The sequence below is a fragment of the Pseudoalteromonas sp. SG44-1 genome, from assembly GCF_014164315.1.
Taxonomy (GTDB): domain Bacteria; phylum Pseudomonadota; class Gammaproteobacteria; order Enterobacterales; family Alteromonadaceae; genus Pseudoalteromonas; species Pseudoalteromonas rhizosphaerae.
On the sequence record NZ_JACJEW010000028.1, the window covers coordinates 43,560 to 67,186 of the forward strand.

The 23,627-nt window shown below is 40.5% G+C and carries 23 protein-coding genes; 7 read left to right on the forward strand and 16 right to left on the reverse strand.

What is annotated here, in order from left to right; genetic code table 11:
• Positions 1–83 precede the first annotated feature (83 nt).
• A complete protein-coding gene (locus H5187_RS13910) occupies positions 84–3,056 on the reverse strand; it encodes a TonB-dependent receptor (RefSeq protein WP_182797964.1) in 2,973 nt (990 codons plus the stop codon).
• A gap of 483 nt (positions 3,057–3,539) precedes the next feature.
• On the opposite strand from H5187_RS13910, the gene H5187_RS13915 reads away from it, so the two are divergent.
• Entirely contained in the window at positions 3,540–4,004 is a 465-nt protein-coding gene (locus H5187_RS13915) for an N-acetyltransferase (protein ID WP_259400365.1), read from the forward strand.
• A 59-nt stretch (positions 4,005–4,063) separates the two neighbouring features.
• On the opposite strand, the gene H5187_RS13920 is transcribed toward H5187_RS13915, so the two are convergent.
• Together H5187_RS13920 and H5187_RS13925 are read right to left on the reverse strand one after the other, a co-directional pair.
• The gene (locus H5187_RS13920) at positions 4,064–5,113 is read right to left on the reverse strand and encodes a GGDEF domain-containing protein (protein WP_182797965.1); all 1,050 of its coding nucleotides are present in this window, start codon (positions 5,111–5,113) and stop codon (positions 4,064–4,066) included.
• Positions 5,114–5,334: 221 nt separating this feature from the next.
• Positions 5,335–6,228 carry a TIGR01777 family oxidoreductase gene (locus tag H5187_RS13925; RefSeq protein WP_182794743.1) on the reverse strand — a complete coding sequence of 298 codons (894 nt, stop codon included), beginning with the start codon at positions 6,226–6,228 and terminating at the stop codon, positions 5,335–5,337.
• Positions 6,229–6,362: 134 nt separating this feature from the next.
• Here H5187_RS13925 and H5187_RS13930 point away from each other — a divergent pair, with 134 nt between their 5' ends.
• Positions 6,363–7,403, forward strand: a complete 1,041-nt coding sequence (locus H5187_RS13930) for an AI-2E family transporter (RefSeq protein WP_149980992.1) — start codon at positions 6,363–6,365, stop codon at positions 7,401–7,403.
• A 12-nt stretch (positions 7,404–7,415) separates the two neighbouring features.
• On the opposite strand, the gene H5187_RS13935 is transcribed toward H5187_RS13930, so the two are convergent.
• From H5187_RS13935 to H5187_RS13955, 5 genes are all read right to left on the reverse strand, one after another.
• On the reverse strand, positions 7,416–7,826 hold the full coding sequence (locus H5187_RS13935) for a hypothetical protein (RefSeq protein WP_149980993.1): 411 nt from the start codon (positions 7,824–7,826) through the stop codon (positions 7,416–7,418).
• Positions 7,813–9,150: an ATP-binding protein gene (locus tag H5187_RS13940; RefSeq protein ID WP_149980994.1), complete on the reverse strand. Its 1,338-nt coding sequence runs from the start codon at positions 9,148–9,150 to the stop codon at positions 7,813–7,815. Before H5187_RS13940 ends, H5187_RS13935 begins: the two co-directional genes overlap by 14 nt.
• Positions 9,144–9,818 (reverse strand): response regulator transcription factor, encoded by a 675-nt coding sequence (locus tag H5187_RS13945; RefSeq protein ID WP_058558569.1) that lies wholly within the window; start codon positions 9,816–9,818, stop codon positions 9,144–9,146. The genes H5187_RS13940 and H5187_RS13945 overlap by 7 nt, the downstream gene beginning before the upstream one ends.
• 3 nt (positions 9,819–9,821) lie before the next feature.
• On the reverse strand, positions 9,822–10,085 hold the full coding sequence (locus H5187_RS13950; RefSeq protein WP_145233630.1) for a PepSY domain-containing protein: 264 nt from the start codon (positions 10,083–10,085) through the stop codon (positions 9,822–9,824).
• Between the two features lie 218 nt (positions 10,086–10,303).
• Positions 10,304–10,606: a YciI family protein gene (locus tag H5187_RS13955; protein WP_182718901.1), complete on the reverse strand. Its 303-nt coding sequence runs from the start codon at positions 10,604–10,606 to the stop codon at positions 10,304–10,306.
• 316 nt (positions 10,607–10,922) lie between these two features.
• On the opposite strand from H5187_RS13955, the gene H5187_RS13960 reads away from it, so the two are divergent.
• Positions 10,923–12,347: a sodium-dependent transporter gene (locus H5187_RS13960; protein WP_182718902.1), complete on the forward strand. Its 1,425-nt coding sequence runs from the start codon at positions 10,923–10,925 to the stop codon at positions 12,345–12,347.
• A gap of 66 nt (positions 12,348–12,413) precedes the next feature.
• Here the strand turns inward: H5187_RS13960 and H5187_RS13965 are convergent, their stop codons facing one another.
• Both H5187_RS13965 and H5187_RS13970 read right to left on the reverse strand, forming a co-directional pair.
• Positions 12,414–13,055, reverse strand: a complete 642-nt coding sequence (locus tag H5187_RS13965) for a CPBP family intramembrane glutamic endopeptidase (protein ID WP_145233636.1) — start codon at positions 13,053–13,055, stop codon at positions 12,414–12,416.
• Positions 13,056–13,115: 60 nt separating this feature from the next.
• A complete protein-coding gene (locus tag H5187_RS13970; protein ID WP_145233638.1) occupies positions 13,116–13,709 on the reverse strand; it encodes an inner membrane-spanning protein YciB in 594 nt (197 codons plus the stop codon).
• 174 nt (positions 13,710–13,883) lie between these two features.
• On the opposite strand from H5187_RS13970, the gene H5187_RS13975 reads away from it, so the two are divergent.
• Entirely contained in the window at positions 13,884–14,153 is a 270-nt protein-coding gene (locus H5187_RS13975; protein ID WP_145233641.1) for an HU family DNA-binding protein, read from the forward strand.
• 60 nt (positions 14,154–14,213) lie between these two features.
• Here H5187_RS13975 and trpA read toward each other — a convergent pair whose 3' ends face one another.
• The 6 genes from trpA to H5187_RS14005 are packed head-to-tail and all read right to left on the reverse strand — an operon-like array spanning position 14,214 to position 20,859.
• Entirely contained in the window at positions 14,214–15,044 is an 831-nt protein-coding gene (trpA, locus tag H5187_RS13980) for a tryptophan synthase subunit alpha (RefSeq protein ID WP_182794744.1), read from the reverse strand.
• On the reverse strand, positions 15,041–16,225 hold the full coding sequence (gene trpB, locus H5187_RS13985) for a tryptophan synthase subunit beta (protein ID WP_145233645.1): 1,185 nt from the start codon (positions 16,223–16,225) through the stop codon (positions 15,041–15,043). Before trpB ends, trpA begins: the two co-directional genes overlap by 4 nt.
• Before the next feature lie 7 nt (positions 16,226–16,232).
• On the reverse strand, positions 16,233–17,597 hold the full coding sequence (trpCF, locus tag H5187_RS13990; RefSeq protein ID WP_145233647.1) for a bifunctional indole-3-glycerol-phosphate synthase TrpC/phosphoribosylanthranilate isomerase TrpF: 1,365 nt from the start codon (positions 17,595–17,597) through the stop codon (positions 16,233–16,235).
• Positions 17,590–18,618, reverse strand: coding sequence for an anthranilate phosphoribosyltransferase (gene trpD / locus H5187_RS13995; RefSeq protein WP_149981183.1), 1,029 nt, complete (start codon positions 18,616–18,618; stop codon positions 17,590–17,592). Before trpD ends, trpCF begins: the two co-directional genes overlap by 8 nt.
• 53 nt (positions 18,619–18,671) lie before the next feature.
• A complete protein-coding gene (locus H5187_RS14000) occupies positions 18,672–19,289 on the reverse strand; it encodes an aminodeoxychorismate/anthranilate synthase component II (protein WP_182718905.1) in 618 nt (205 codons plus the stop codon).
• 1 nt (position 19,290) lies between these two features.
• Positions 19,291–20,859 carry an anthranilate synthase component 1 gene (locus H5187_RS14005; protein WP_182797966.1) on the reverse strand — a complete coding sequence of 523 codons (1,569 nt, stop codon included), beginning with the start codon at positions 20,857–20,859 and terminating at the stop codon, positions 19,291–19,293.
• 423 nt (positions 20,860–21,282) lie between these two features.
• Between H5187_RS14005 and rnm the strand changes: the two genes are divergently transcribed.
• The 3 genes from rnm to H5187_RS14020 are packed head-to-tail and all read left to right on the forward strand — an operon-like array spanning position 21,283 to position 23,602.
• Entirely contained in the window at positions 21,283–22,140 is an 858-nt protein-coding gene (gene rnm, locus H5187_RS14010; protein WP_182718907.1) for an RNase RNM, read from the forward strand.
• Positions 22,133–22,753, forward strand: coding sequence for an L-threonylcarbamoyladenylate synthase (locus H5187_RS14015; RefSeq protein ID WP_145233655.1), 621 nt, complete (start codon positions 22,133–22,135; stop codon positions 22,751–22,753). Before rnm ends, H5187_RS14015 begins: the two co-directional genes overlap by 8 nt.
• A 15-nt stretch (positions 22,754–22,768) precedes the next feature.
• Positions 22,769–23,602 carry a ScpA family protein gene (locus tag H5187_RS14020; RefSeq protein ID WP_182797967.1) on the forward strand — a complete coding sequence of 278 codons (834 nt, stop codon included), beginning with the start codon at positions 22,769–22,771 and terminating at the stop codon, positions 23,600–23,602.
• The last annotated feature ends 25 nt before the right edge of the window (positions 23,603–23,627 follow it).

A 23,627-nucleotide genomic window follows, 5' to 3' on the forward strand; every position in this document is an offset into this window, starting at 1 on the left:
AATTGCTATTAACCTGCAACGCAAAAAGCCGCTAACAACTAGCGGCTTAATACTCATGGCGTTAATGAGTCAATAACCCTTGCTTAGAAGTTATAACGCATACCAATATTATAGCGTGCACCATTTTGTTCTAAATTCCATAACTGTGCTTCATACCGGCCATGTTGGCGCATATTTTGTTCAGTAATGTTAAGCCCTTCGACAAAGAACGACATTTGTTCACTGTAGTTGTAAGCAATATTAAAATCAATTTGGTAATACTCTTCTGTAAAGCCCGGTTCGTTAACGTAACGGGCAGCACTGTTTAAGAATTTATCACGCCAGTTATAGGCGATACGCGCCTGAAACTTATCGTTTTCGTACATGGCTATAAAGTTAGCTGTGTCGCTTAAGCCAACGAGGGCAAATTGTGTGACGGTTGGAACAGCGGCTACATTATAATCAATATCACCATTTACTATGGTGTAGTTAGCTTGTAAGCCAAAACCCGTGTCGCCAAAGAAGTGTTGTACGGCAAATTCATAACCATCAATTTTGGCATCTTTACTGTTGGTTGGTACTTGTGCCGTAAAGTCCATCAGTGGGTCATCACTGTTTGGTAGAACGTCGTAAGCGGCTTCAAATTCTTCATAGCTCATCGAGTCAAATGCTACACCATTTTCCATTGCAGCGACCATTTGGAATAAATTTGAATCAGTAAACGCAAGACCTTGTGCCTCAAGCTCTGCTTTGGCTGCTTGTGCTCTTGGACCCGCAGATGCATCGCGTAAGCCGTAGTAGTTTTGAGTCATTGGTGATAGACCAATAAAATTATCTACTTTTTTATTAAAGTAACCAATCGACACATAACTTAGATCAGTGAAGTACCACTCAGCAGATACATCAAAATTATTCGATTCAAGTGGGACAAGGCTAGGGTTACCAGTTGCTGCTGGTGCATTAGTGGTGCCTGGAATGATCGAAGGGCCGGTAGGTACACCTACCGTTGCCGCAGAACTTAAATTGTCGTAAGTAGGGCGGGCAATAGTGGTACTGTAAGAGGCGCGAAGAGTCACATCCTCAATAACGTTAATGTTAAAATCTAAGCTAGGTAAAAAATGGTTATAGCTTGAGCTCAAGGAATAGTCATCTTTATTGGTGCCGTAACGCACATTAAAGTCGTTGTTACCTTCCCATGCAACTGCATCAGGTAAATCAATATTAGCAGTTGAGGTAATATCGGTTGTTTCATAGCGCGCACCAATCACAAGGTTAAATACCATACCATTGATTTCGTTACTGTAATTATATTGTACAAATGCCGCTTGAATATCTTCTTCAATAGTGCGATTTGTTGCAAAGGCGCCATCAGCCGCAAAATTGAACCCGTATTGATCTGCCGCCCAGTAACCAATCTGTGAAGCACTACCGGTAAAGCCTTGATCAAACGAACCACTGGTATCGTAATCATCAAATTCGGCTAAAAAATTAGTTGGATCTAAATAGCCATCGGGTAGTTCACCAGGGTTTTCAATGCCCCAGTTACCCATTGTATTACGTGTTAGCGATTGTAAAGAGTGACTTTCCATTGAGCGTGACTCAATACCAAAGTCGATACTGCCGTTGTCTATGAGATAACTACCGTGTAGTCGAAATTCATCAACGGTTGATTCTTGACTTGCAAAGTTTGCATCTAAAATTGAGCTACCTACATCAGCTTGATCAAGCGCTCCTGAGCAGTTTAGATTTGTGCGACTACAGTCATCGAAATCTATTACCATAGAGGGTAAGTCACGGCTAAAGTCAACTTGTTGTGCGGCCACGACATTGGCACCTAAGCCTGCATTTATCCAACTACCATAAGGCGCATCGGGTTTGCTGGTGGCTTTTGAGCTGTGGGCATCAAACGTAAAGTTCAGTTGATCACTAAAGTAGTATTGAAGGTTTAAACCGATTGAATTATTTTCGTTTACTTGATTTTGCTCTTGTAATGCTAAGCCTAAGTCGCGAGTGGATAAGTCGCGGCGTTCTTCACGGTAATAAATAGGTGTTTTAACAGCATTGTCATCAAATGTTAAATGGGTTTTATAGTTGTCCATCCAAATTGATTGCTCTGCACGGGCTTCAAATAACTCTTGCTGTGAGTAAGTATAATCAAGTGTTGCGGTAAACGAGTCAATAGGGCTGTATTGCAATGTTAATTGAGCATTAGTACGAGTTCGCTCACGATCTGCAATGGTGTAGCGCAAGTCTGATGGCATTGAATAATACTGGCCCATCGCAGGAGCATTTTCTAATACAATGTCATCTGCTGCTTGAGGGATGGTGCCATCATATTCTGTGGTGCGCCATTCGCCAACAAATGCCCCGGTTGCTGAACTATCACGCTGTTGCATACTTGCTGTGAGTGAAGCACCAAATTTAGCATCTTCATCTGTCCAGCTAAAGATCCCTGAAATTTCTGGAGTAACATCATCGCCGACACGGTTAGTTGTATCGTGCTGTGCTTTAACACCAATATTGGCAACTAGGCCAGGGTTATCAAGCGGACGAGCAGTATTGATATTAATGGTTGCACCAATGCCACCAGATGCGATGCTTGCTTTACCTGTTTTATATACTTCCACTGATTTCACACTTTCTGAGGCAAGATTAGCAAAATCATAGGCTCGAGAGTTTGGAGCACCACCACCAGCAGGAAGAGAGGCCGCAGGCATTGTACGTCCGTTTAATGTCACCATATTATAATCTGGACCAAAACCACGCACCGTCACTTTAGAACCTTCACCATTGCTGCGGTCAATTGAAACACCGGTAATGCGTTGCAGCGATTCAGCTAAATTAGTGTCTGGAAATTTACCAATGTCTTCTGCAGAAATGGCATCAACAACCCCAGAAGAGTAACGCTTAAGCTGAGTTGATTCTTTGATACTGCCTTTAAAACCGGTGACTTGAATCACTTCTAATTCACTTTGTTGTTCAACCTCGGCGGCAAACGTAGACATAGTGGTTGCGGCACCTAAAATCAAAGATAAGCTGGTGGCTAACTTTGTTTTCATTAAAATATGCTTGGACATTAGACTTCCCTCGTACTGTTATCATTATTATTTACTCGCCACAAAAATGCGGCGGTATCACTGTGTGTGGAAGCGCTTCCATAGCGGCTTGTATTAATTTCTGTGGAAGCGCTTCCAGAAAGGCTAGTGTAATTTTTATGTTGCGTCAACAACTGTGTTTAATTTATTGCAGCTAAAATGTATTAAATTTGTTTATTTGGATGTGGTGTTTATTGTTTTATATATAATTATCGGTCAATTATTTTTTATTTTCATCTTTGTAACTTTATTAGGTAAATGAGTGTTCGCATGGTTTTTATGCCCATAAATATGAAAACAACTGAACTTAAACGGGAGGCTAATTGAATGATGGAGTAGCAATTAGCATAAGTAAAAAGTACCTTATTGTTATTATCTAATTGCGGTTGGTATATTTATAACGTATTGTTTGTTATCAATTAACATGGAATATATCGTACTTCCCGAGATTAAGTAAGAGTCGTTATGTTGTTAACTCACGTCAGAAATACCCACATAAAAGAAATCATGTCATGGTTTTTAAATGAAGAAGAAGTTCATGCATGGGCTGGGCCTAATTTTAGATACCCGTACGATTTTAATTCTTTCAAAAAGGGTTTAAAACTTGATGAAATAAACTCATTTGTATTGCTTGCTGATGATAATACGCTAATGGCTTTTGGTCAGTTTTATTTACGTATTGGTCGTTGTCATCTAGGTAGGTTAGTGGTTAACCCTGAGTATCGTGGTGGTGGCATTGTAGCAACACTAATTACGCAGCTCAGTGAACTAGGTCAATCAACTTTAGCTACGCAAACATGTTCTTTATTTGTATTAGCTCATAACAAAAGTGCGATTAAAGCGTATAAAAAACTTGGCTTTGTGCTTGCTGATTACCCAGAGCCAATACCACTTGCTAATTGTTTGTATATGACAAAGACACCAGGCTAAGTTTAATCAGTGGTTATACTCAGTGGACTCAGTGCTTAAAAAATTACAATTCAGTTCGGTTACATAACACCGTTGGCAACATGGTCGGTTTGTTGACCACTAATAACCACTTGATCTCTCCCTTTTGCTTTAGCGATATATAAGCGTTTATCGGCTTGATCTAACAGTGTTTTAATTGAAGCATTGGCATCATAACTACTGCTAATTCCCACACTTACTGATAAATTAATAGTGTTTCCTTTAAAACGTAAGCTATGCCCTCTAATTGCATCACAGAGTTTTTGAGCAGTTACCTGAGCTTGATTAAGAGATTGATCAGGGAGTAATAAAGCAAACTCTTCACCACCAATTCGCGCAGCAATATCGTTATCATTTAGCTGTGCCATGATATGTTGCGCGATCCATTTAATAGCGGTATCACCTGTGCTGTGACCATATTTATCATTAACACTTTTGAAGTAATCAATATCGATCATAACTATCGAAAATGATTGCTGATATGCAACGCCTTGTTTGAGGAGTTTTTCACCTTGCATAAAAAAACCACGTCTATTTAAGAGGCGGGTGAGCACATCGTGATTGACTAGTCGCTGAAGGTTTTCTTCAATATTTACAAATAATAAAAACGGCAATACCAAAGCTGTAGCAGTCGCTAGAATGACATGGCTTACTAAAATTATTTGTAGCCAAAGACTATAATCAGTTGCAGAATTACTAACCAAAGGAGCTAATAACATAAATGCTTGTATATACATGATCAAACAATGGCTAATAAAACAGCCGGACAAGATTTTTTGTTGCATTGGTGCTACGCATTTCATCTTATGAACTAAACATGCGCCGTAAATAAAGAGTGTTGCAATAACAATACTTGTCACCAATTGGCCTGCTGTAATAGCATAGATTGGTAGTAACACAATTGCACTGACAATCACTAAGGTTAAAAAGTGCCGGTTAGTATTTTTAGTGAGGTTAGTTACTTTCTGCAAACCAATAAGAGCGAGTATAGGACTAATTATGATGCACATATCAGCCAGATAGTGCGTAATAAAAGGGTTATCAAGCACTATTCGCAGGCATGCTAAAATTTGCGCGGCCACAAATACCATACACGACCCGCCTAAGTATAAATAACAGGGTTGTTTTTTATAATTATAAACGGTAAAAAAAAAGCCGCCGATCAGGACATTCAAAAGTAATGATATGCTCATCACAGTAGGTAAATGTAGCATTATGAATCTGCCTTGTTTAATCGAGCTGCTTTAGTCACTGTTGTTATAATTATTATGTATTAGTATTTAAATAGCAAGGTAGTATTAAATTGCTGCATTTATTGTAATAGGTTTGTAAGTGCACTGTCTAATTTTTTATAACGAAAGCAATAGTTGCTATCAAGTGCTTTAGTTGGTTGTACATATTGTCCGTAAAGCAGCAAATCTGCCATTTCACCCATTACTAATTTTAGTACCCATGCAGGCATAGTTATTTTTGCTGGTCGATTTAATACCTTACCTAAACTTTGACTAAATTCGCTATTTGATACAGGTGTTGGAGCGGTCATATTAATTGCGCCGCTGAGTTGCACGTTATTGATAATATGTATAATTAAATTAATCATATCCTCGATATGTATCCATGACATGCCTTGCTGGCCATCAGCAATAGGACCACCTAGTGCTAATTTAAATGGTGGTAACATTTTGGCTAATGCACCACCATTGTTAGCTAAAACGATACCGGTACGTAATAAACATACTCGAGTATTGACTGATTCTGCTTGCAGGGCGGCTTGTTCCCAATCATGGCATAGTTGATGACTAAATTCAGGGGTCACATCAACAAAGCTTTCGTCAATTACACTGGTGGATTGGCGACCGTAAAATCCGACCGCACTGCCTGATATAAAAGTATGCGGCGGTGTATCGCATTGGTTAATTGCAGCGCTAATTTGTTGAGTGAGCGAAATACGGCTGTCTCGCAGTATTTGTTTTTGTTTGTCGCTCCAGCGTTTATTTACGATGGGTTCACCGGCTAAATTAATAATGCAATCGAGATTATTAAAATCAACCTCTTCAAGGGAGTCAGTCGTATGAATGTTCTCACCTAACAGTTTTGTCGCATTTGCAGGATTGCGGGTGAGCACTGTCAATTGATGTTCTTTGTTCAGCTCAGGGCACAAATGACGACCGATCAGGCCTGTTGCGCCAGTTATTAAGATATGCATAGCAATATAAAACTCTTTTAGTAATTATTTATTGGTTATACGTAGGGTAGGCTGCTTTGATCACTTTGCAAATATTTCATTCTACAGACTTTTCACATACACTAGCTGCAGTTTATATTTTAAAGGATTGTAGTTTGGCTAGTTTAACTGGGGTAAACAAAAGTTTAGTTATCTTTGCAGCGTTGGTGGTTGCTTTAGCCGGTATTAAAGCGGCAAGTGTAATTGTCATTCCGTTTGTACTTGCAGCATTTATTGCCATTATTTGTAGTCCTTTATTAAGTTTTTTTGGTCGGTACAAAATACCTAAAGGCATCGCGATTATGTTAGTGATGTTGATGGTGGTTGGCTTAGGGGTTAGCCTTGCCAGCTTAGTCGGGCAATCATTGACTGACTTTTCACAGCATTTACCTGAATATAAAAGTAAGTTACAGGATGAGTTTATTTGGTTGGTTGATGTTGCTGCCAAGTACAATATTTTGCTCAATAAAGAGCAAGTTATATCAATGTTCGACCCAGGAAAAATGATTGATGTTGCCACCGGTATGCTGACTGGCTTAGGTGGCGTGATGGCAAATTTGTTCTTAATTATTTTAACTGTGGTATTTATGCTTTTTGAAGGGCCTATGCTTAGTCATAAAATTCATATGGCATTAGACGATCCTGATATGAAAATGCAGCAAATAGACCGTTTTTTAAATTCTATTAATTCTTATTTAGCGATCAAAACAGTGGTGAGTGTTGGTACTGGTGTATTAGCCGGGCTACTACTGTGGATCTTAAATGTTGACTACTTCGTGTTATGGGGAGTAATGGCATTTATGTTTAATTACATCCCTAATATTGGCTCTATTATTGCCGCTATCCCAGCTGTTTTATTAGCTTTGATCACACAAGGACCCTTGGTCGCAGGGATCGTAGGTGCAGGTTATTTAACTATTAATACCGTGATGGGTAATATAGTCGAACCAAAGTACATGGGCAAAGGTTTAGGGTTGTCGACCTTAGTGGTATTTTTATCACTGATCTTTTGGGGCTGGCTGATTGGCACTGTAGGTATGTTGTTATCGGTGCCACTGACGATGATTGTTAAAATTGCCCTAGAAACTAGTGATGAAGGACGTTGGTTAGCGACTCTTTTGGGTAATGGTGAAGAAATCGAGTCACCGTCTAAATAGCCACAGTGGTGGTTAGATAGGTTGTTTTAATACAGTGATGTGCTGCTCTAACATACGCAATTCACAGCGTTTATATACAATAGCAGCTTGGGTGGCGTTAGGTACTTTGTGTAAATAACGCCATTTACAGCTGTCTTCCACGTACTTATCATGACTAATAATGCTACGTTTAAAGATTGGTAGTAACTGAGTGTTACCGCTATCTTCTTGGATCTTATTTAAATCTAAAGTGATTTTATTTATCCAGGTTTGTTGAATGCGGGTTAAGCTTTCTATTTGTTTATCTAAACATTGAATATATTTTTTAGCTTCATCAGGTGTTGCTTGCTCAACGACAGTACATTGCTCTTCTGCTGCAAACGTTGTTGTACTCAGTGCTAAAAGTAGTGCTGAGATTGTTGTTAACCGACTATTTTTTATCATTATAGTTAAACTCTAAAATAAATTTCGCGCCGCCTAAGGTATCAGCATCTAAAATAGTCAGGGTACCGTGATACGACTTTACTAAATCTGACACAATCGCCATACCGACACCATGCCCGCTTTCGTAGGTGTCCAAGCGGGTACCTCGAGTAAGTAAGGATTCGCGTTTATCAATCGGCACACCGGGCCCATCATCACTAATAGCGATGGTGAGATTGCGTTTTTGAATGACTTGGATATCGACTTGTGAACGACAAGCTTTACAGGCGTTATCAATTAAGTTACCGAGTAGTTCGAGTAAATCAGTTTTGTCACCTAAAAAGTAATCTTTGTCTTTAACCGCATGGGTAAAAATAATATCTTTATCGCGGTAAACTTTACTCATTGCATTGAGGATTGAATCGAGCACCGGCTTAATGGCTGTTTGTTTTTTCCAAGTATCAGATGCACCTGTTGCAGCACGTTTTAATTGGTGTTCGATCATCACATTTATACGGTCAAGCTGCTCTTGGGCATCGGCATCGTTGGCAAGCGGGCTCGATTTTAATACTGCCAGTGGCGTTTTAAGCGCGTGAGCTAAGTCGCTTAAAGACGCACGATAGCGCTCTTTTTGGCGTTGCTGAGTTTCGAGTAGTAAATTTAAATCGGCTTTTATAGTTTGCAGCTCAACAGGATAAAGTCCTTTAATTTCTTGAATATCACCTGACTCAATGGCTTTTATTTCTTTATCCAGTCGTTGCAACGGCCGCGCGCTCCACACAAAACCCACAGCCATTAATGCTGCAATGGCTACACCCATGACGTACATCCAGTTTACAAGGGTTTGTTTAAAACCATCCATTAAGCGCAGTAGAGCATCATTGCGTTTTAATAAAATAAAGCGAGCATGCTCTGACTGGTCAATGTTATTTAAAATAACGGTTAGGCTAAGTTGCCAATACACGGTATTTTTATATTCCACACGACGAAAATCGGCAGCGCCTGCTTTGGTTTCTAGTTCGTCAGGCACAAAGTTAACATTTACCGCCGACTCAGAGTGCCATACAGGCTGCTCTTCACGATAGATCATCGCATAAGTATCAGAGTTTAAACGATTCAATTCAGGAGCTAAAATAGTGCTGGGCATGATAATGCCGCGCTCAGTAAAATCGACTTCTGAAATTAAAGAATATAAATGGGCTTCGAGGGTTTTTTCGGTGGCTTCGACTAATGAAGCGTAGTACGCCTTACCAATAGAGAAGAATAGGATAGGTAAAGCGACTAATAAAACAAAGACAAGGATAAATCCTTGCCTTACTTTTAACGGTATTTGCGATGCTACCACTGACTTTTAAGCCTGTAACCGCGTCCGCGTAGTGTTTCTACTGGATTTAAAGTACCATCAGGGTCAAGCTTTTTACGTAAGCGCAGTACGAATACTTCGATTACATTTGAATCTAAATCAAAGTCTTGATCATATATGTGCTCTGTAAGCTCAGATTTAGAAATCACTTTTTGTGGATTAACCATTAAATACTCAAGCACTTTGTATTCGTATGCGGTGAGACTTAGTTCTCGGTCATCAACCCACACTTGTTGTGAGCGGGTATGAATTTTAATAGGCCCAGCAGTCATTTCAGGATTTGCTTTACCTGCGCTACGACGAATTAACGCATTACACCGCGCTATTAACTCTTCAACATGAAATGGTTTAGTTAAATAGTCATCAGCACCAGCATCAAGTCCTTCAACTTTATCTTGCCAACGGTCACGTGCTGTTAAAATCAGGATTGGAATGGTGACCCCTTGTGCACGGGCTTTATTGATCAGTTCAATACCATCGATTTTTGGTAAGCCTAAATCAACTACCGCCATATCAAGAGGATATTCTGTGATGTGAAATAAACCAGCTTCGCCATCATGACAGAGATCGACACTATAACGTTCTTTTTCTAATGCATTACGCAGATTGTCTGCTAAGTGTAAATCATCTTCAATTACTAAAATTCGCATTTCTTAATCCTTCTTCACTTCGCCGGTCTTTTTATTGACATGAACGTCGACGACATGGCCGTCCGATTTTAATATTCTTACAGTATAAATATCGTTAAGTACGGTAATTTTAAGAGTTTTACCATCTTCGACTTTTTTAGCAAGCTCAACAGCTTGTTTTTTATTGATCTCAGCTTTATTGACTTGAGATGCAGCTTGGCTACTAGTCGAAAAAACACTCGAAAATAGCACAGTGATGGCGACGCTGAGAGCTAACACAGTACGCATGATGAAAAACTCCTAAACCAGACCTGAATAGTTTAATGAACCAAGTAGCTATAATTCAAGTGAAAAATCACTAAATCTGATGATTCAATGCAACAGAGTTTAATTAACATCCGGTGAACAAACACTGAATTGTGGTGATTTGGCTCTAAGTCTTATAGCCATTGCATTAAATTCTGGTTCATTTAAACAGTGTAATCCAGTTTGGTTGTTGGTTTTACTTAGCCAGGAAAAACTTTCTTAAACGGTTTAACTTGTGAGTTTTCATATACGCCACCGTTTACGTAAGGATCTGCTGCAGCCCATTCGCGAGCCGCTTCTAATGAGCTAAATTCTGCAATCACTAAAGAGCCAGTAAAACCAGCGTCAGCTGGCTCGGCGCTATCAATGGCAGGTAATGGACCTGCTGTCAGTAATCGGCCTTGCTCCTCTAATTCTTGCAAGCGTGCTAAATGAGCAGGGCGGGCGGCTTTTCTTAATTCTAAGCTATTTTCAACATCAGTTGAGTAAATCATATACAACATGGTGTGTTCTCTGGATTTCAATATTATTGGAATTATGCTGATATTAGCACAGCAAAATTAATAGGCGAATAAATTGCGATTAGTTTAGAGTCTTACTAAAGCGCGAAAGCTTTACGCAGTTTTTAGTTAACTTTCGAGGCTATAAACTGATGCTGCGATTTAATCACTGTTAGCTTGAACAAATTTTAATCTTAAAAGAACAACAACCTCTAAGGTTTACAGTATCATTATATTTTTAAGTGGAATCTGCTTGAAAAGCCCAGCACAACACTGGTAGAGTCGCTTGAATGGTACAAAATAATAATAAGGTTTTTAAATGAGCGATACTCGTGAGCATTTTAGCTCCCGCCTCGGATTTATATTAGCAGCTGCTGGCTCTGCGGTCGGTATTGGTAACTTGGTTGGTTTTCCAGTCTCAGCAACAAAAAATGGTGGTGGTGCATTTTTGCTCGTTTACGCGCTATTTGTTGTGTTTATTTGTTTGCCGGTAATGATGGCAGAGATGGCAATGGGACGCCAAGCACAAAAAGATCCACTAGGCTCTTACAAGTTATTATCAGGTAATGATGCTAAGTGGAGTTTTGCTGGCTTTTTAGCAGTATTAACCCCGTTTATGATTGCAGTGTTTTACATGGTTATTACAGTCTGGATTTTTGGTTACTTAAGCCAAGTTGCGGTTGGGAACTTAGATGTGTTGGCTGATCCAAAAAGCTTTGGGGTGTTTATTAATAGTTCCAGCGTGTTTGCGTATATGGCAGCCGTGGCATTAATTGTTAATTTGATTTTAGTCGGTGGTGTTAAGCAAGGGATTGAAAAAGCAGCTAAGTTTTTAATGCCCGCATTGTTCGTATTGCTAATCGCATTAGTGGCGTATGTATTGACGCTAGACAATGCTATGGCTGGCGTTAAGTACTATATTATCCCTGATTTTTCTAAGATGAATGCCAGTGTCTTGAATGGTGCATTAGCGCAAGCGTTTTTCTCATTGTCGTTGGGTATGGGTATATTGATGACTTACGCTTCATATATCTCGAAAAAGGATGACATTGTTGGCAGTGCTAAAATGGTTGCACTGACTGATTCACTGGTGGCGTTTATTGCCGGTCTTATGGTGCTACCAGCTATCTTTAGTTTTAACCCAGATACTGATCCTACTAAATTGTCTGACTCATCTGTGTCGATGATTTTTGAGTTTTTACCAAAGATTTTACTCGCGCTACAAACTGATATTGGCTATGTTGGTGCATCAATTGTTGCGTTTGTGTTTTTCTTGCTGGTATTTTTTGCTGCAATTACCTCGTTGGTATCCATCGTTGAGGTGCCAACAGCTACGCTAAGTGACCGTAAAGGCATAAGTCGTAAAATGGCGTTACTGATATTAACTGGTAGCATCGGTGTACTGACAGTGTTATGTACTATGTCGTTTGGTATGGTTGAAGGGTTAACTTCATTTACTAACTATGGTGGAGCGTCTAAAAGCTTATTTGATATTGTGTATGATGTATTTTACGACACTATCTTGCCATTGAATGGTTTAATGGTATGTTTATTCGTGATGTATCGCTGGAAAAAAGTACGTTTAAGTGAAGAGCTAAGCCAAGGTTGTCCAGGCTATGCAGGTAGCTTTACTGAAAAATACGTTAATTTTTCGCTATCAACCTTTATTCCGGTAATTTTAGTAGTTATATTTATTAATACCGTAGCGACTAAGTTTTTTGCTATGAGCATTTTCGGTTTTTAATTAATACAACTAATTGAGCTTCCCATAATTAAGCCGTGTTAAGTATCATTAGCACGGCTTTTTCAGTTAAGAGATTGTTGCCGAATCTAAGTACTGACCTATTCCTAATGTAAACATCCACAGTCCCCATAAGCTGTGTTCGATAACGCAGACAAACGTGGAGCGGCTTTGAGCATAGGTAAATGCAAATAATAACCCGCCTATAAATGCCAGTAGTACTGCCACCCAATTAGCATAAACAATATGCGCTAAAGCAAATACTGTGGCGCTAACAATTATGCGCACCGTTTTTTTTGGCATGATGCGTTTATAACGATGAAAAAAATAAGTTCGAAATATCAACTCTTGCGGCATGACTGACAATAATGGATAGAACGCGAGTAACATTAACCAGTCATTAAATGAGTTTCGAGGCAGCATAAACCAATTACCTTGATTAATGATCCCGTAAAAAACCCCTGAAAACAGTGCGCCGATAAAAAAGAAACTAAACAGTCGGCGTTTCACTGCGGAAAATTGACCAAGGCTGGTAAGTCTAAAGCGTTTAAAGTGGGGATCGCCTAGCAGCAACATACCGCAGACACTCATTAACACGATTAACGCGGGGATCAGCCAATTAGCAAGGTAGGCACGAAGGTAAAAACCCAGCAAAGGAAGGCATACAAATATAAAGGTAAATTCAAACCAGCGGTATTGATTGGCGTTCAAGGTCGTCTCAGCGTGATTTTGTATACTAGGCTAACAAGCTAAGACGACATATTTATGACATTAAGAGCGCTTTTTATTGTCTACTTTGGGCTCATCTTCATCGGGTAAATATTTATACAACATGATGATAGTGGCAAAAAGACTGACAAATGTGATCCCCATTAAGCCAAACACTTTAAAGTTAACCCAAAAATCGAGAGAAAAGTTATAAGCGATATAGATATTTAACGCTGATATTCCCGCTGTGATCGCTATCCACAATATGTTGAGTTTATCCCAAAGCGACTCAGGTACGGTAATTTCTTGCTCAGAGTCTGATGCATTATTTAAAATGGCACTGAGTGCTTGTTTAACTAAATTTTTACCAAGAAAGTAGCGACTGATCAATAAGCTTAATGAGAGCACAGCGTAGATGATAGTGGCTTTCCACTTCACAAATTGTTCATCATGAAACACCAGCGTAAGAGTGCCTAAAATCACTGCAATGGCAAAAAATAACCATTGGCGTGTAGGTACTTTGCCTATTTTAAAATAAGAATAAGCGACCTGCAGAAAAGTGGTGCCCATTAATAATGCCGTTGCCCAGTAAATATCAACTAACTTGAATACCGCAAAAAATAAAATTAGCGGAATAAACTCAATTATTGCATGCATAGAATGCCCAAAAATTTAAAACCAAAAATAGTTGCAGAGGTTGTATCAACTTATTGTGTTGTTTACAAGGTTGACTTAGTAGTTACTAACCCTTAGCCTGCGTGCCTTTGTATTCAATCATTACCAAAATCTGCTGAACAGTGACTGAGTAAGCGGTATTTTTAGGAGCATTTTATGAATAAAGCACAACTGATTAGTGCAATGTCTGCACACAGTGAATTAACTAAAAAAGATTCTCAAGCGGCTTTATCAAGCATGCTTGCAGCCATCACTAAATCATTATCAGAAGGTGATCAAGTGCAAGTAAATGGCTTTGGCACGTTTGCGTTAAGTTATTATCCCGCACGTACAGGACGCAACCCACAAACGGGAGAGGCAATAGACATTGAAGGCGCTAACAAGCCTGTATTTAAAGCAGCAAAAGCGTTGAAAGAGAGTCTTTAACGCGTTTGATTACCAGAAAAGGGCCGCAACAGGCCCTTTTCTTATTTTCGAAGTATGAATTTACAGCGCAGTTGCAGCTTTCATGCTCGCTACGAACTGTTGTAAACCACTGAGCATAGCTTGAGGGGTATCGAGATTCGCTTCAATAATTTTCACTACCGCCGAGCCAGATATAGCACCCGCTGCACCGGCATTAAGTGCTGCTTTTACATCATCAGGGGTTGAAATCCCAAAACCTAATAACGCAGGGGCGCTGTGGTATTCTTTTAGTTTAGTGACAATTGATGTCGCCGGCATTTGTGCTTTAGTTTCTGTGCCTGTTACACCCGCACGAGATAGCAAATAAGTATAACCACGGCCATAAGAGGCACATTCGCGTAAAGTGTCATCAGATGCGTTAGGCGTGGCTATAAAAATGGGGTCAATGCCATTACTCATTGCCGCTTTGCGAAACATTTTAGATTCATGAAGCGGCACATCTGCAACTAGAATTGAGTCAACGCCAACTGCTTTGGCATCTTGGTAAAAAGCCTCTAAACCGCGTTTAAAAACTAAGTTCGAATACAACAATAAACCAATTGGGATATCAGCATTGTACTGGCGTACTTGTTTGATGATATCAAAGCAATCTTGGGTATTTATATTTACTTTAAGAGCGCGAATATTGGCAGCTTGAATAACTGGGCCATCTGCTATTGGGTCTGAAAATGGAATACCCAGCTCTAAGCCATCAGCGCCGCCATCAATTAAGCTTTTGATTATTTCAACGCTCAGTTCTTTATTTGGATCGCCAATTGTAACAAACGGCACAAATGCACCTTGATTTAGCTCGCTTAAACGGGCGAACATTTTACCGTAGCGGTCTGTTTTTTGAATTGCTGTCTGGCTCATAACTGATCCCCTTTAGAAAGTACATCCATAACGTGTGATAAGTCTTTGTCGCCGCGACCACTTAAATTCACTACTAAAATTGACTCTTCAGTTTGCTGCTCTGCATACTTCAGTGCATAAGCTAGTGCATGACTTGATTCGAGCGCAGGAATAATCCCTTCGTTTTTAGCCAGTAATTGGAATGCTTCTAATGCTTCGGTATCTGTAATACCCACATATTGCGCACGGCCAGTTTCATGTAAAAACGCATGTTGTGGGCCAACAGCTGGGTAATCAAGACCCGCTGAGACAGAATATGATTCCTCAATCTGGCCATCATCATTTTGCATTATATATGTATAAGTACCGTGCAAAATACCTTTGGTTCCTTTACAGATTGTTGCACCGTGCTCGTGGGTATCAAGCCCTTTGCCAGCGGGCTCTACGCCAATGAGTTTTACACTTGGCTCGTCAATAAAATCTGTAAACATACCAATGGCGTTAGAGCCACCGCCTACACAAGCAAGTACCGCATCAGGTAGGCGACCTTCAGCTTTTAATACTTGTTGTTTCGCTTCTTCACCAATCACTTTTTGGAACTCACGAACGATGGTAGGGAATGGGTGAGGACCTGCAGCAGTACCAAGTAAGTAATGCGCTTCTTTATAATTTGCTGACCAATCACGAAGCGCTTCGTTTACGGCATCTTTTAATGTGCCAGAGCCTGCAGTAACCGGGATCACTTCAGCGCCCATTAGTTTCATTCTAAATACGTTTGGTTGTTGGCGTGCCACGTCTTTAGCGCCCATATAAATACGGCATTTTAAACCAAGTAATGCACACGCAAGCGCCGTTGCAACGCCGTGTTGGCCTGCGCCTGTTTCAGCAATAACTTGTTTTTTACCCATGCGTTGAGTTAATAGTGCTTGGCCTAACACCTGATTCGTTTTGTGCGCGCCACCGTGCAGTAAGTCTTCACGCTTTAAGTATAATTTTACTTTTGGGTTTTTAATTAAGTTACGCGTTAATGTCAGCGGCGTAGGACGGCCAGCATATTCATTAAGTAACTTTTCCAGTTCAGCTTGAAAAGCCGGATCTGTTTGCGATTTATTAAATTCGTTTTCGAGTTGTTTAAGTGCTGGTACTAGCAATTCTGGGACAAACATGCCGCCAAATTCGCCGAAATAAGCTGGATTATTCATATTAACCTCAATATTTACGGATGCTAATAAATGCATCATTTAATTTGTTTGGGCATTTTTTACCGGCGCTTTGCTCAACCCCTGAATTTAGGTCGAGTCCATGCGCACCTTGATATAATGCACCTTGAATATTTTCTGGGTTTAAGCCACCAGCAAGCATAAATGGCTGCTTAGTCTCTTTGAGTATTGCCCAATCAAAGGTCTTACCGGTACCGCCAGCTTGCGTATCGCTGTGAGTATCGTATAAGTGGCGATCAACGCCATTGACAGGTGCTGGCAAGCTATCCTTCACAGCTTGCGCCTTCCAAATCTGGCAATTACTTGGTAGCAAAGGACGCAGTTCGTTTATATAGACTGCGTCTTCTTGGCCATGTAATTGCACTGCTGCAAGCTTTAAGCTCTGAGCATGATTGACAACGTCTGCGATTGTTGCGTTTACAAATACGCCTACATAGGCAAGCGGGGCACTTTGCATAACTTGTTTTGCACAATCTAAATCAACAAATCGAGGGGATTTAGGTGCAAAAATTAGCCCCCCATAAACGGCACCACTTTCATAAGCGGCAATGGCATCTTGGCTACGGGTTAAGCCACAAACTTTGTTTTCACCTAAAATTACGCTTCGACAAGCGCGCTCTAAATCACGCTCTGCCATCAGAGAACTACCGATTAAAAAGCCATTACATAACGGGGCCAAGCGTTTTACATCTTGGTGTGTGTAAATACCTGATTCTGAAATAACCACTTTGTTATCAGGAATAAGCTTTCTTAGTGCCTCTGTGGTAGCTAAGTTAGTGCTCAAATCACGTAAATCACGGTTATTAATACCAATAATTTGCGCATTGAGTGCCAGGGCTCGATGTACTTCAGCTTCGTTGCTCACTTCGGTGAGGATTGCCATGTTTAGGCTTTTTGCAACTTTTTCAAGCGATTGATATTGCGTATCATCGAGTACTGACAACATTAATAAAATAGCATCGCCGCCATAAATACGGGCCAAATAAATTTGGTATTCATCAATAAAGAAATCTTTACAGATCAATGGTTGCTCTACTTGACTGCGCACAAATTCGAGATAATCAAAACTACCCTGAAAATATTTTTCATCGGTTAACACACTGATGCAGCTAGCGTAGTTTTTATAAACACGGGTGATCTCGGCTAAATCAAACGGCTCTCGAATAAGGCCTTTTGACGGCGAGGCCTTTTTGCATTCCAAAATAAACTGAGTGCCAGGCGCTGCAAGGGCTTTATAAAAATCACGATTTGTGGGTATTGCTTGATGCTTAAAGCTCTCAAGAGGGCGCTTGGATTTGCGTTCAATGAGCTCTATTTTTTTATCTGCAACTATTTTGTCTAATACATTAGCCATTACTTACCTCGGAGTTTGCGTATTCTTTATTACTGCTTATGACAATGGCATTTAAGGTATTCAATGCACGGCCGCTTTGTAAAACCTCTTTAACTTGCATTGCGGCACTTTTAAAATCGTCGGCTTTATTGGTTAAATAAAGCAACGCAGCAACGTTAACAATAATGGCCGCATTGTGCGCGTCGGTGCCGTTACCAGCTAAAATAGCCATGCTAGCCTTGGCGTTATATTCTGGCCCTTCACCGGCAAGTTGTTCAAGTGAATAGTTTGCAAGACCAAAATCAGCAGGGGTAAGTGTGTACTGGCTGATTTTTCCGTTGTTAAGCTCTGCGACGGTCGTTTCACCGTGCAAGGCTATTTCATCGGTACCCGAGCCATGAACGACCATTGCGCGCGGTGTACCTAACGTTTTTAAGGTGTGTGCCATCGCTAAGCATAAACTTTCATCATATACCCCCAATAATTGCACATCCGGTGCTGCTGGATTTGCCAATGGCCCTAAAATATTAAAAATAGTACGGGTTTTTAAAGTCGTTCGCACACCCATAGCATGGCGTACGCCGCTGTGATAATGCGGAGCAAATAAGAATGTAAAGCCGGTTTGCTCTAAACACTGCGCCGCGTGTGCTGGGTTCATGTCTATATTGATGCCCAATGCTTTGAGTAAATCAGCGGAGCCGGAGTTACTCGAAACACTGCGATTACCGTGTTTGACCATATTTATACCGCAAGCTGCAGCAACGATGGCGGCGGTGGTGCTAATATTAATAGTGTTTGAGCCATCGCCGCCAGTGCCACAACTATCGACAAGGTTTGTTAAGTGAGTAATAAAAGGTATCGCATTAGCACGCATTGATGCGGCAGCTCCTGCGATTTCGTCGCTTACTTCACCTTTTATTTTCAGTGCCACTAAGATGGCTGCCAGTTCGATGTCATTTACTTTGCCTTGCATAATGGCATCAAATAACTGTTGGCTTTGACTAAAGCTTAATGATGTTTGCGTTAATAACACATCAATCATTGAGCCAATGCTCGCCTCACTGGCTGATTGTTGGTTTACTGACATACTATCCTCTACTGCTGTGCACTGGCTAAAAATTGCATACTTTGTTGAAGTAGCGCGGCGCCATTGGGCGTCAAAATAGACTCAGGATGAAATTGATAGCCAAGGGCTTTATCGTCACGATGATAAATTGCCATCGGTATTGACTCATAGTGGGCTATCACTGCAACACTGTCGGGTACTTTCGTGGCCATCAGTGAATGATAACGTGCCACAGGCATACGTTCCCCCATACCTGCAAATACTGGGTGCTCACCAAGCTCAATGATTGATGATTTACCATGTACGGTTTCTCCAGCATGGCCAATAATACCGCCATAACTTTGTGTTAGTGCTTGTTGACCAAGGCAAATCCCCAACATTGGAAAACGGCCTTTGCATAGTTCAATCAATGCCATTAAACAGCCCGCCGCAGTGGGGGTGCCTGGGCCCGGCGACAGTACTAAAATCACTGGTTTAGTTTCCGCACACATTTTGTCATAAATCACCTGCGCGTCTATGTTGTTACGATATACCACTAAATCGCTGCCTAACATAGAAAGTTCATCGACTAAGTTATAACTAAATGAATCAAAATTATCTAAAAAGTAGATTTTTAAGTCCGTTAAGTTGTTGATGTTTTCACTCATTTTAGTGTCCTTGGTACGTCGATTGAATGGCTGTAATAACCGCTTGTGCTTTAGCACGAGTCTCATTGGCTTCAGATTGAGGGTCTGAGTCAAACACAACTCCGGCACCGGCTTGTACATACGCGGTATTATTTTTAACAAAGGCCGAGCGAATAACAATGCAACTGTCCATGGCGCCGTCACCGGTTAAATAACCTACCGCACCACCGTAACTACCACGGCGCTTACCTTCAGTTTGCCTTACCAACTCTGCCGCGCTGACTTTAGGCGCACCAACTAAAGTCCCCATGTTCATACAGGCTTGGTAAGCGTGTAGGGCATCCAGCTGAGGTTTTAATGTGCCAACAACGCGTGACACTAAATGCATTACTTGCGAATAACGGTCGACCTTTAATAGCTCTTTTGCGTGGCGAGTTCCCGGGACACTGATACGAGCTACGTCATTTCGTGCTAAATCAACCAACATTAAATGCTCAGCACGCTCTTTTTGGTCGTTGCGCAGTTCCAGTTCAATACGACTGTCTAAATCTGGATTAATTTGGCCATTAGCAAACTTTCCTCGCGGGCGAGTTCCTGCAATTGGATATACTTCAACTTGTTGTGATGTAGCGCAAAACTTTAAAGCTGACTCAGGAGAGGCACCAAATAACGCAAATTCACTGTCGCGCATATAAAACATGTACGGGCTTGGATTTTGTTTTTTTAGTTGGCTGTAGGCATGTAGTGGGTTGGCGCAAGCTAACGAGAAGGTACGCGATGGCACAACTTGAAAAATATCGCCATCGACAATGTGTTTTTTCAAACTATTGACCTGTTGGCAATAGAGCTCGTCACTAATATCAACACTGACGTCACTGCTGCCAGCACTTTGCTGCGCACTATAGCTATCGGCTTGGTCGCATAAGGTATTTAAACGTTCGAGCTTTTTACCCACTTCAAAACAGTTTGCATGCACATCAGGGCCATTAAAAACGTTACCAATCAGCTCAGTGGTTTTAGCTTGGTGATCAATTACCACTAAGGTTTCAGCTAAATAAAATACGTAATCAGGACAGCTATTTTCTCCATCTGGTACATCACTCAGTTGTTCAAAGTTGGCTACCATGTCGTAAGCAAACACACCGCCTAAAAATAACGAAAATGGATTGTTTGTGGTGCTGCTGATACTATTTATACAACAGCGCAAGGCACTAAAAGCATTATCGGCAATCAGCTTTGAGGCTTCATCAATATTATGATCGATACCTTGATATTCGATGCTGAGAGTTTGCTTGTTTAATTGAATATGGCAGTTTTCTAATTTAGTTTGTAAATAAGGCAGTAATTGCTGACCATTATTAGATTGCGCCGTTACTGTGACTGTTTTACCTGTGCAGATTATTTTTAGTGCACAATCTACCAAAATTAAACTTTTGACACTGTCTTTAGAATCAATTTCTGCTGACTCTAACAGTAATGAATTATCTTTATCAAGCAATCCATATAGTGCCAATGGGCTATGTATATATTCTCGCACTTCGGTGATGCTAGTAACTTCACCTGGCGTTGTTGTTATATGACTAAAAATCAAACCTCATTCCCTCAAAAAAATAAAACCCCGCAAGCTAAGCTATGCGGGGTTTGAATAACGATACCTATGTTTCAGATAGACCATTACCGTCCCGCTATACCAGGCGCCACCACCAATGATGTGTAAGAGTTGCTACGTTATTCATGTTTGTTACCCTAAAATTTAAATATAAAAAAACCCGCAATAAGCGGGTTTAGAATGTGTTAGACACGACAATTCGTCACCCGATAATTTACGAGTGCCACCACCAGATAGTGTTTTGGATTGAATTGATCATTGTTGTAGTTCTATTTGTGTCTCAAGTGACTACAGTAAACCGTATCAACGGCGTTAGTGTCAAGTATTTATTTAAAACAATTTATTAAAAAATTTTGTTATACTTAATAACAACTTTCGCACATTTAATAAGAGCAGTCTTCTCTTTTGATAAAATACGATTTACACAGTCATACCACACATTCTGACGGGCAATTAACTGTTGAGCAATTATTATTGCGTGCAGTTGAAAAAAAGATAGATGTGTTTGCGATCACTGATCACGACACCACTGCTGCGGTTAAACCTGCACAAGCATATATAGAAAGCGAATCTCTACCATTAACCTTGATATCAGGGGTTGAAATTTCCACTAAGTGGGAAAGTTTTGAGATCCACATCGTGGCATTAAACGTAGATATCAACGAGTCAACACTGACCAGCTTATTGACTATCCAACAGCAAAAACGTGCTGATAGAGCTGTCGAGATTGGTCGCCGTTTAGAGAAAAATGGCTTTGATGGCATTTATCAACAAGCGCAAGAGCTTGCCGCAGATGCACAAATTACCCGTGCACATTATGCAAGAGCACTTATTGCTCGTGGCGTTGCAACCACAATTCCTGGGGTGTTTAAAAAATACCTTGGCCGCGCTAAAACGGGTTACGTACCAAGCGATTGGTGTGATATGCAAACCGCCATTGCCGCCATTCATGCCGCAGGTGGCGTTGCTGTGATTGCCCACCCTGGGCGTTATCAAATGTCAAATAAATGGCTGCGCAAATTATTGAGTCAGTTTAAAGATGCCGGTGGCGATGCAATGGAAGTTGCACAACCACAACAAGCACCAACTGAGCGACAGTTTTTAGGCGAATTGAGCCGTGAATACGATTTACTGTGTTCGCAAGGATCTGATTTTCATTTTCCTACTAGTTGGCTAGAATTAGGAAAAAACTTATATTTGCCAAAAGATTGCCAAGGCGTTTGGCAAACTTGGGAAGGGCAAACAGGAGAACTAAATGAGTGATTTTTTTCATATTCATCCAGATAATCCACAACCACGCTTAATTAATCAAGCGGTCGACATTATCAAACAAGGTGGTGTGGTGGTATACCCAACCGATTCAGGCTATGCAATAGGCTGTAATTTAGGTAACAAACAAGCAAAAGAGCGTATTGAGCGCATCCGTGGTATTGAAAAACACCATAACTTTACCTTAGTATGTCGTGATCTATCTGAGCTTTCTACTTATGCACGAGTAGATAACCAACTGTTTAGATTAATTAAAAACAATACACCCGGGCCTTATACGTTTATCTTTAAAGGCACTAAAGAAGTACCAAAACGTTTGTTAAACGACAAGAAAAAAACCATTGGTATTCGTGTAATAGAACATCCAATTACCTGCGCATTGCTAGCCGAGTTAGGTGAGCCATTGATGTCGTGTTCATTAATTTTACCCGGTGAGCAGTTTACTGAGTCTGATCCGGACGAGATACGTGATCGCATAGGTAATCAAGTTGATTTAATTATTCATGGCGGCTATTTAGCTGAGCAAGCAACCACAGTGATCGACCTGTCAGAAGATACTGTTGAGGTGCTGCGTGTAGGCTGTGGCGATACAGCTCCATTTGAATAACTACGCCGATAAACCATGAACGAACTACATTCTGATGATGTAGCTCAAATACGAGAGCCGGCGCAACAAAAGTTGCCGCTGGCTTTTTTGCATGGCAAAGAAGTAATGAATACCCCGGAAGATTTGTATATTCCGCCAGACGCTCTAGAAGTTATTTTAGAAACCTTTGAAGGGCCACTTGATTTATTGCTATATTTAATAAAAAAACATAAGTTAGATATTCTGGAATTGTCGATTTTTAGCATTACTGAACAATACGTCCGTTATGTTGAAATGATGACCGAGTTTCAATTGGAGCTTGCTGCTGAATATTTGGTGATGGCGGCATTACTTGCACAAATAAAATCACGACTATTACTGCCAAAACATGAAGAGCTTGAGGAAGAAGAAGATCCACGGGCTGAATTAATTCGTCGTTTACAAGAGTATGAGCAATTTAAGCTAGCTGCGCAGAACCTTGATGATATTCCACGTGTTGGCCGCGATATTTTTATTGCCCATGCGTTAGTGCCTGAGCAGAGCGAGCACGCTCAATTGTTACCTGATGTTGATTTAAAAGATTTACTATTTGCGCTCAGTGATGTGATGGCGCGAGCTAAAACTTTTGAGCATCATCAAATAACCGCTGAAGCTTTATCAACTCGCGAAAGAATGAGTTTAATTTTGCAAAAGTTATCGACAGTCGGCACGCAACTTCCTTTCACTGACTTATTCACTCTTGACGAAGGCCGCAGTGGTGTAGTGGTTAGCTTTATTGCTATGCTAGAGCTCATCAAAGAAAACCTTATCACTTGCTTGCAAGTCGATCCTACAACACAAATTTATATCGGTTTGGTTGAAAATAATTAAACAATTATTAGGGTGATGATGTTTA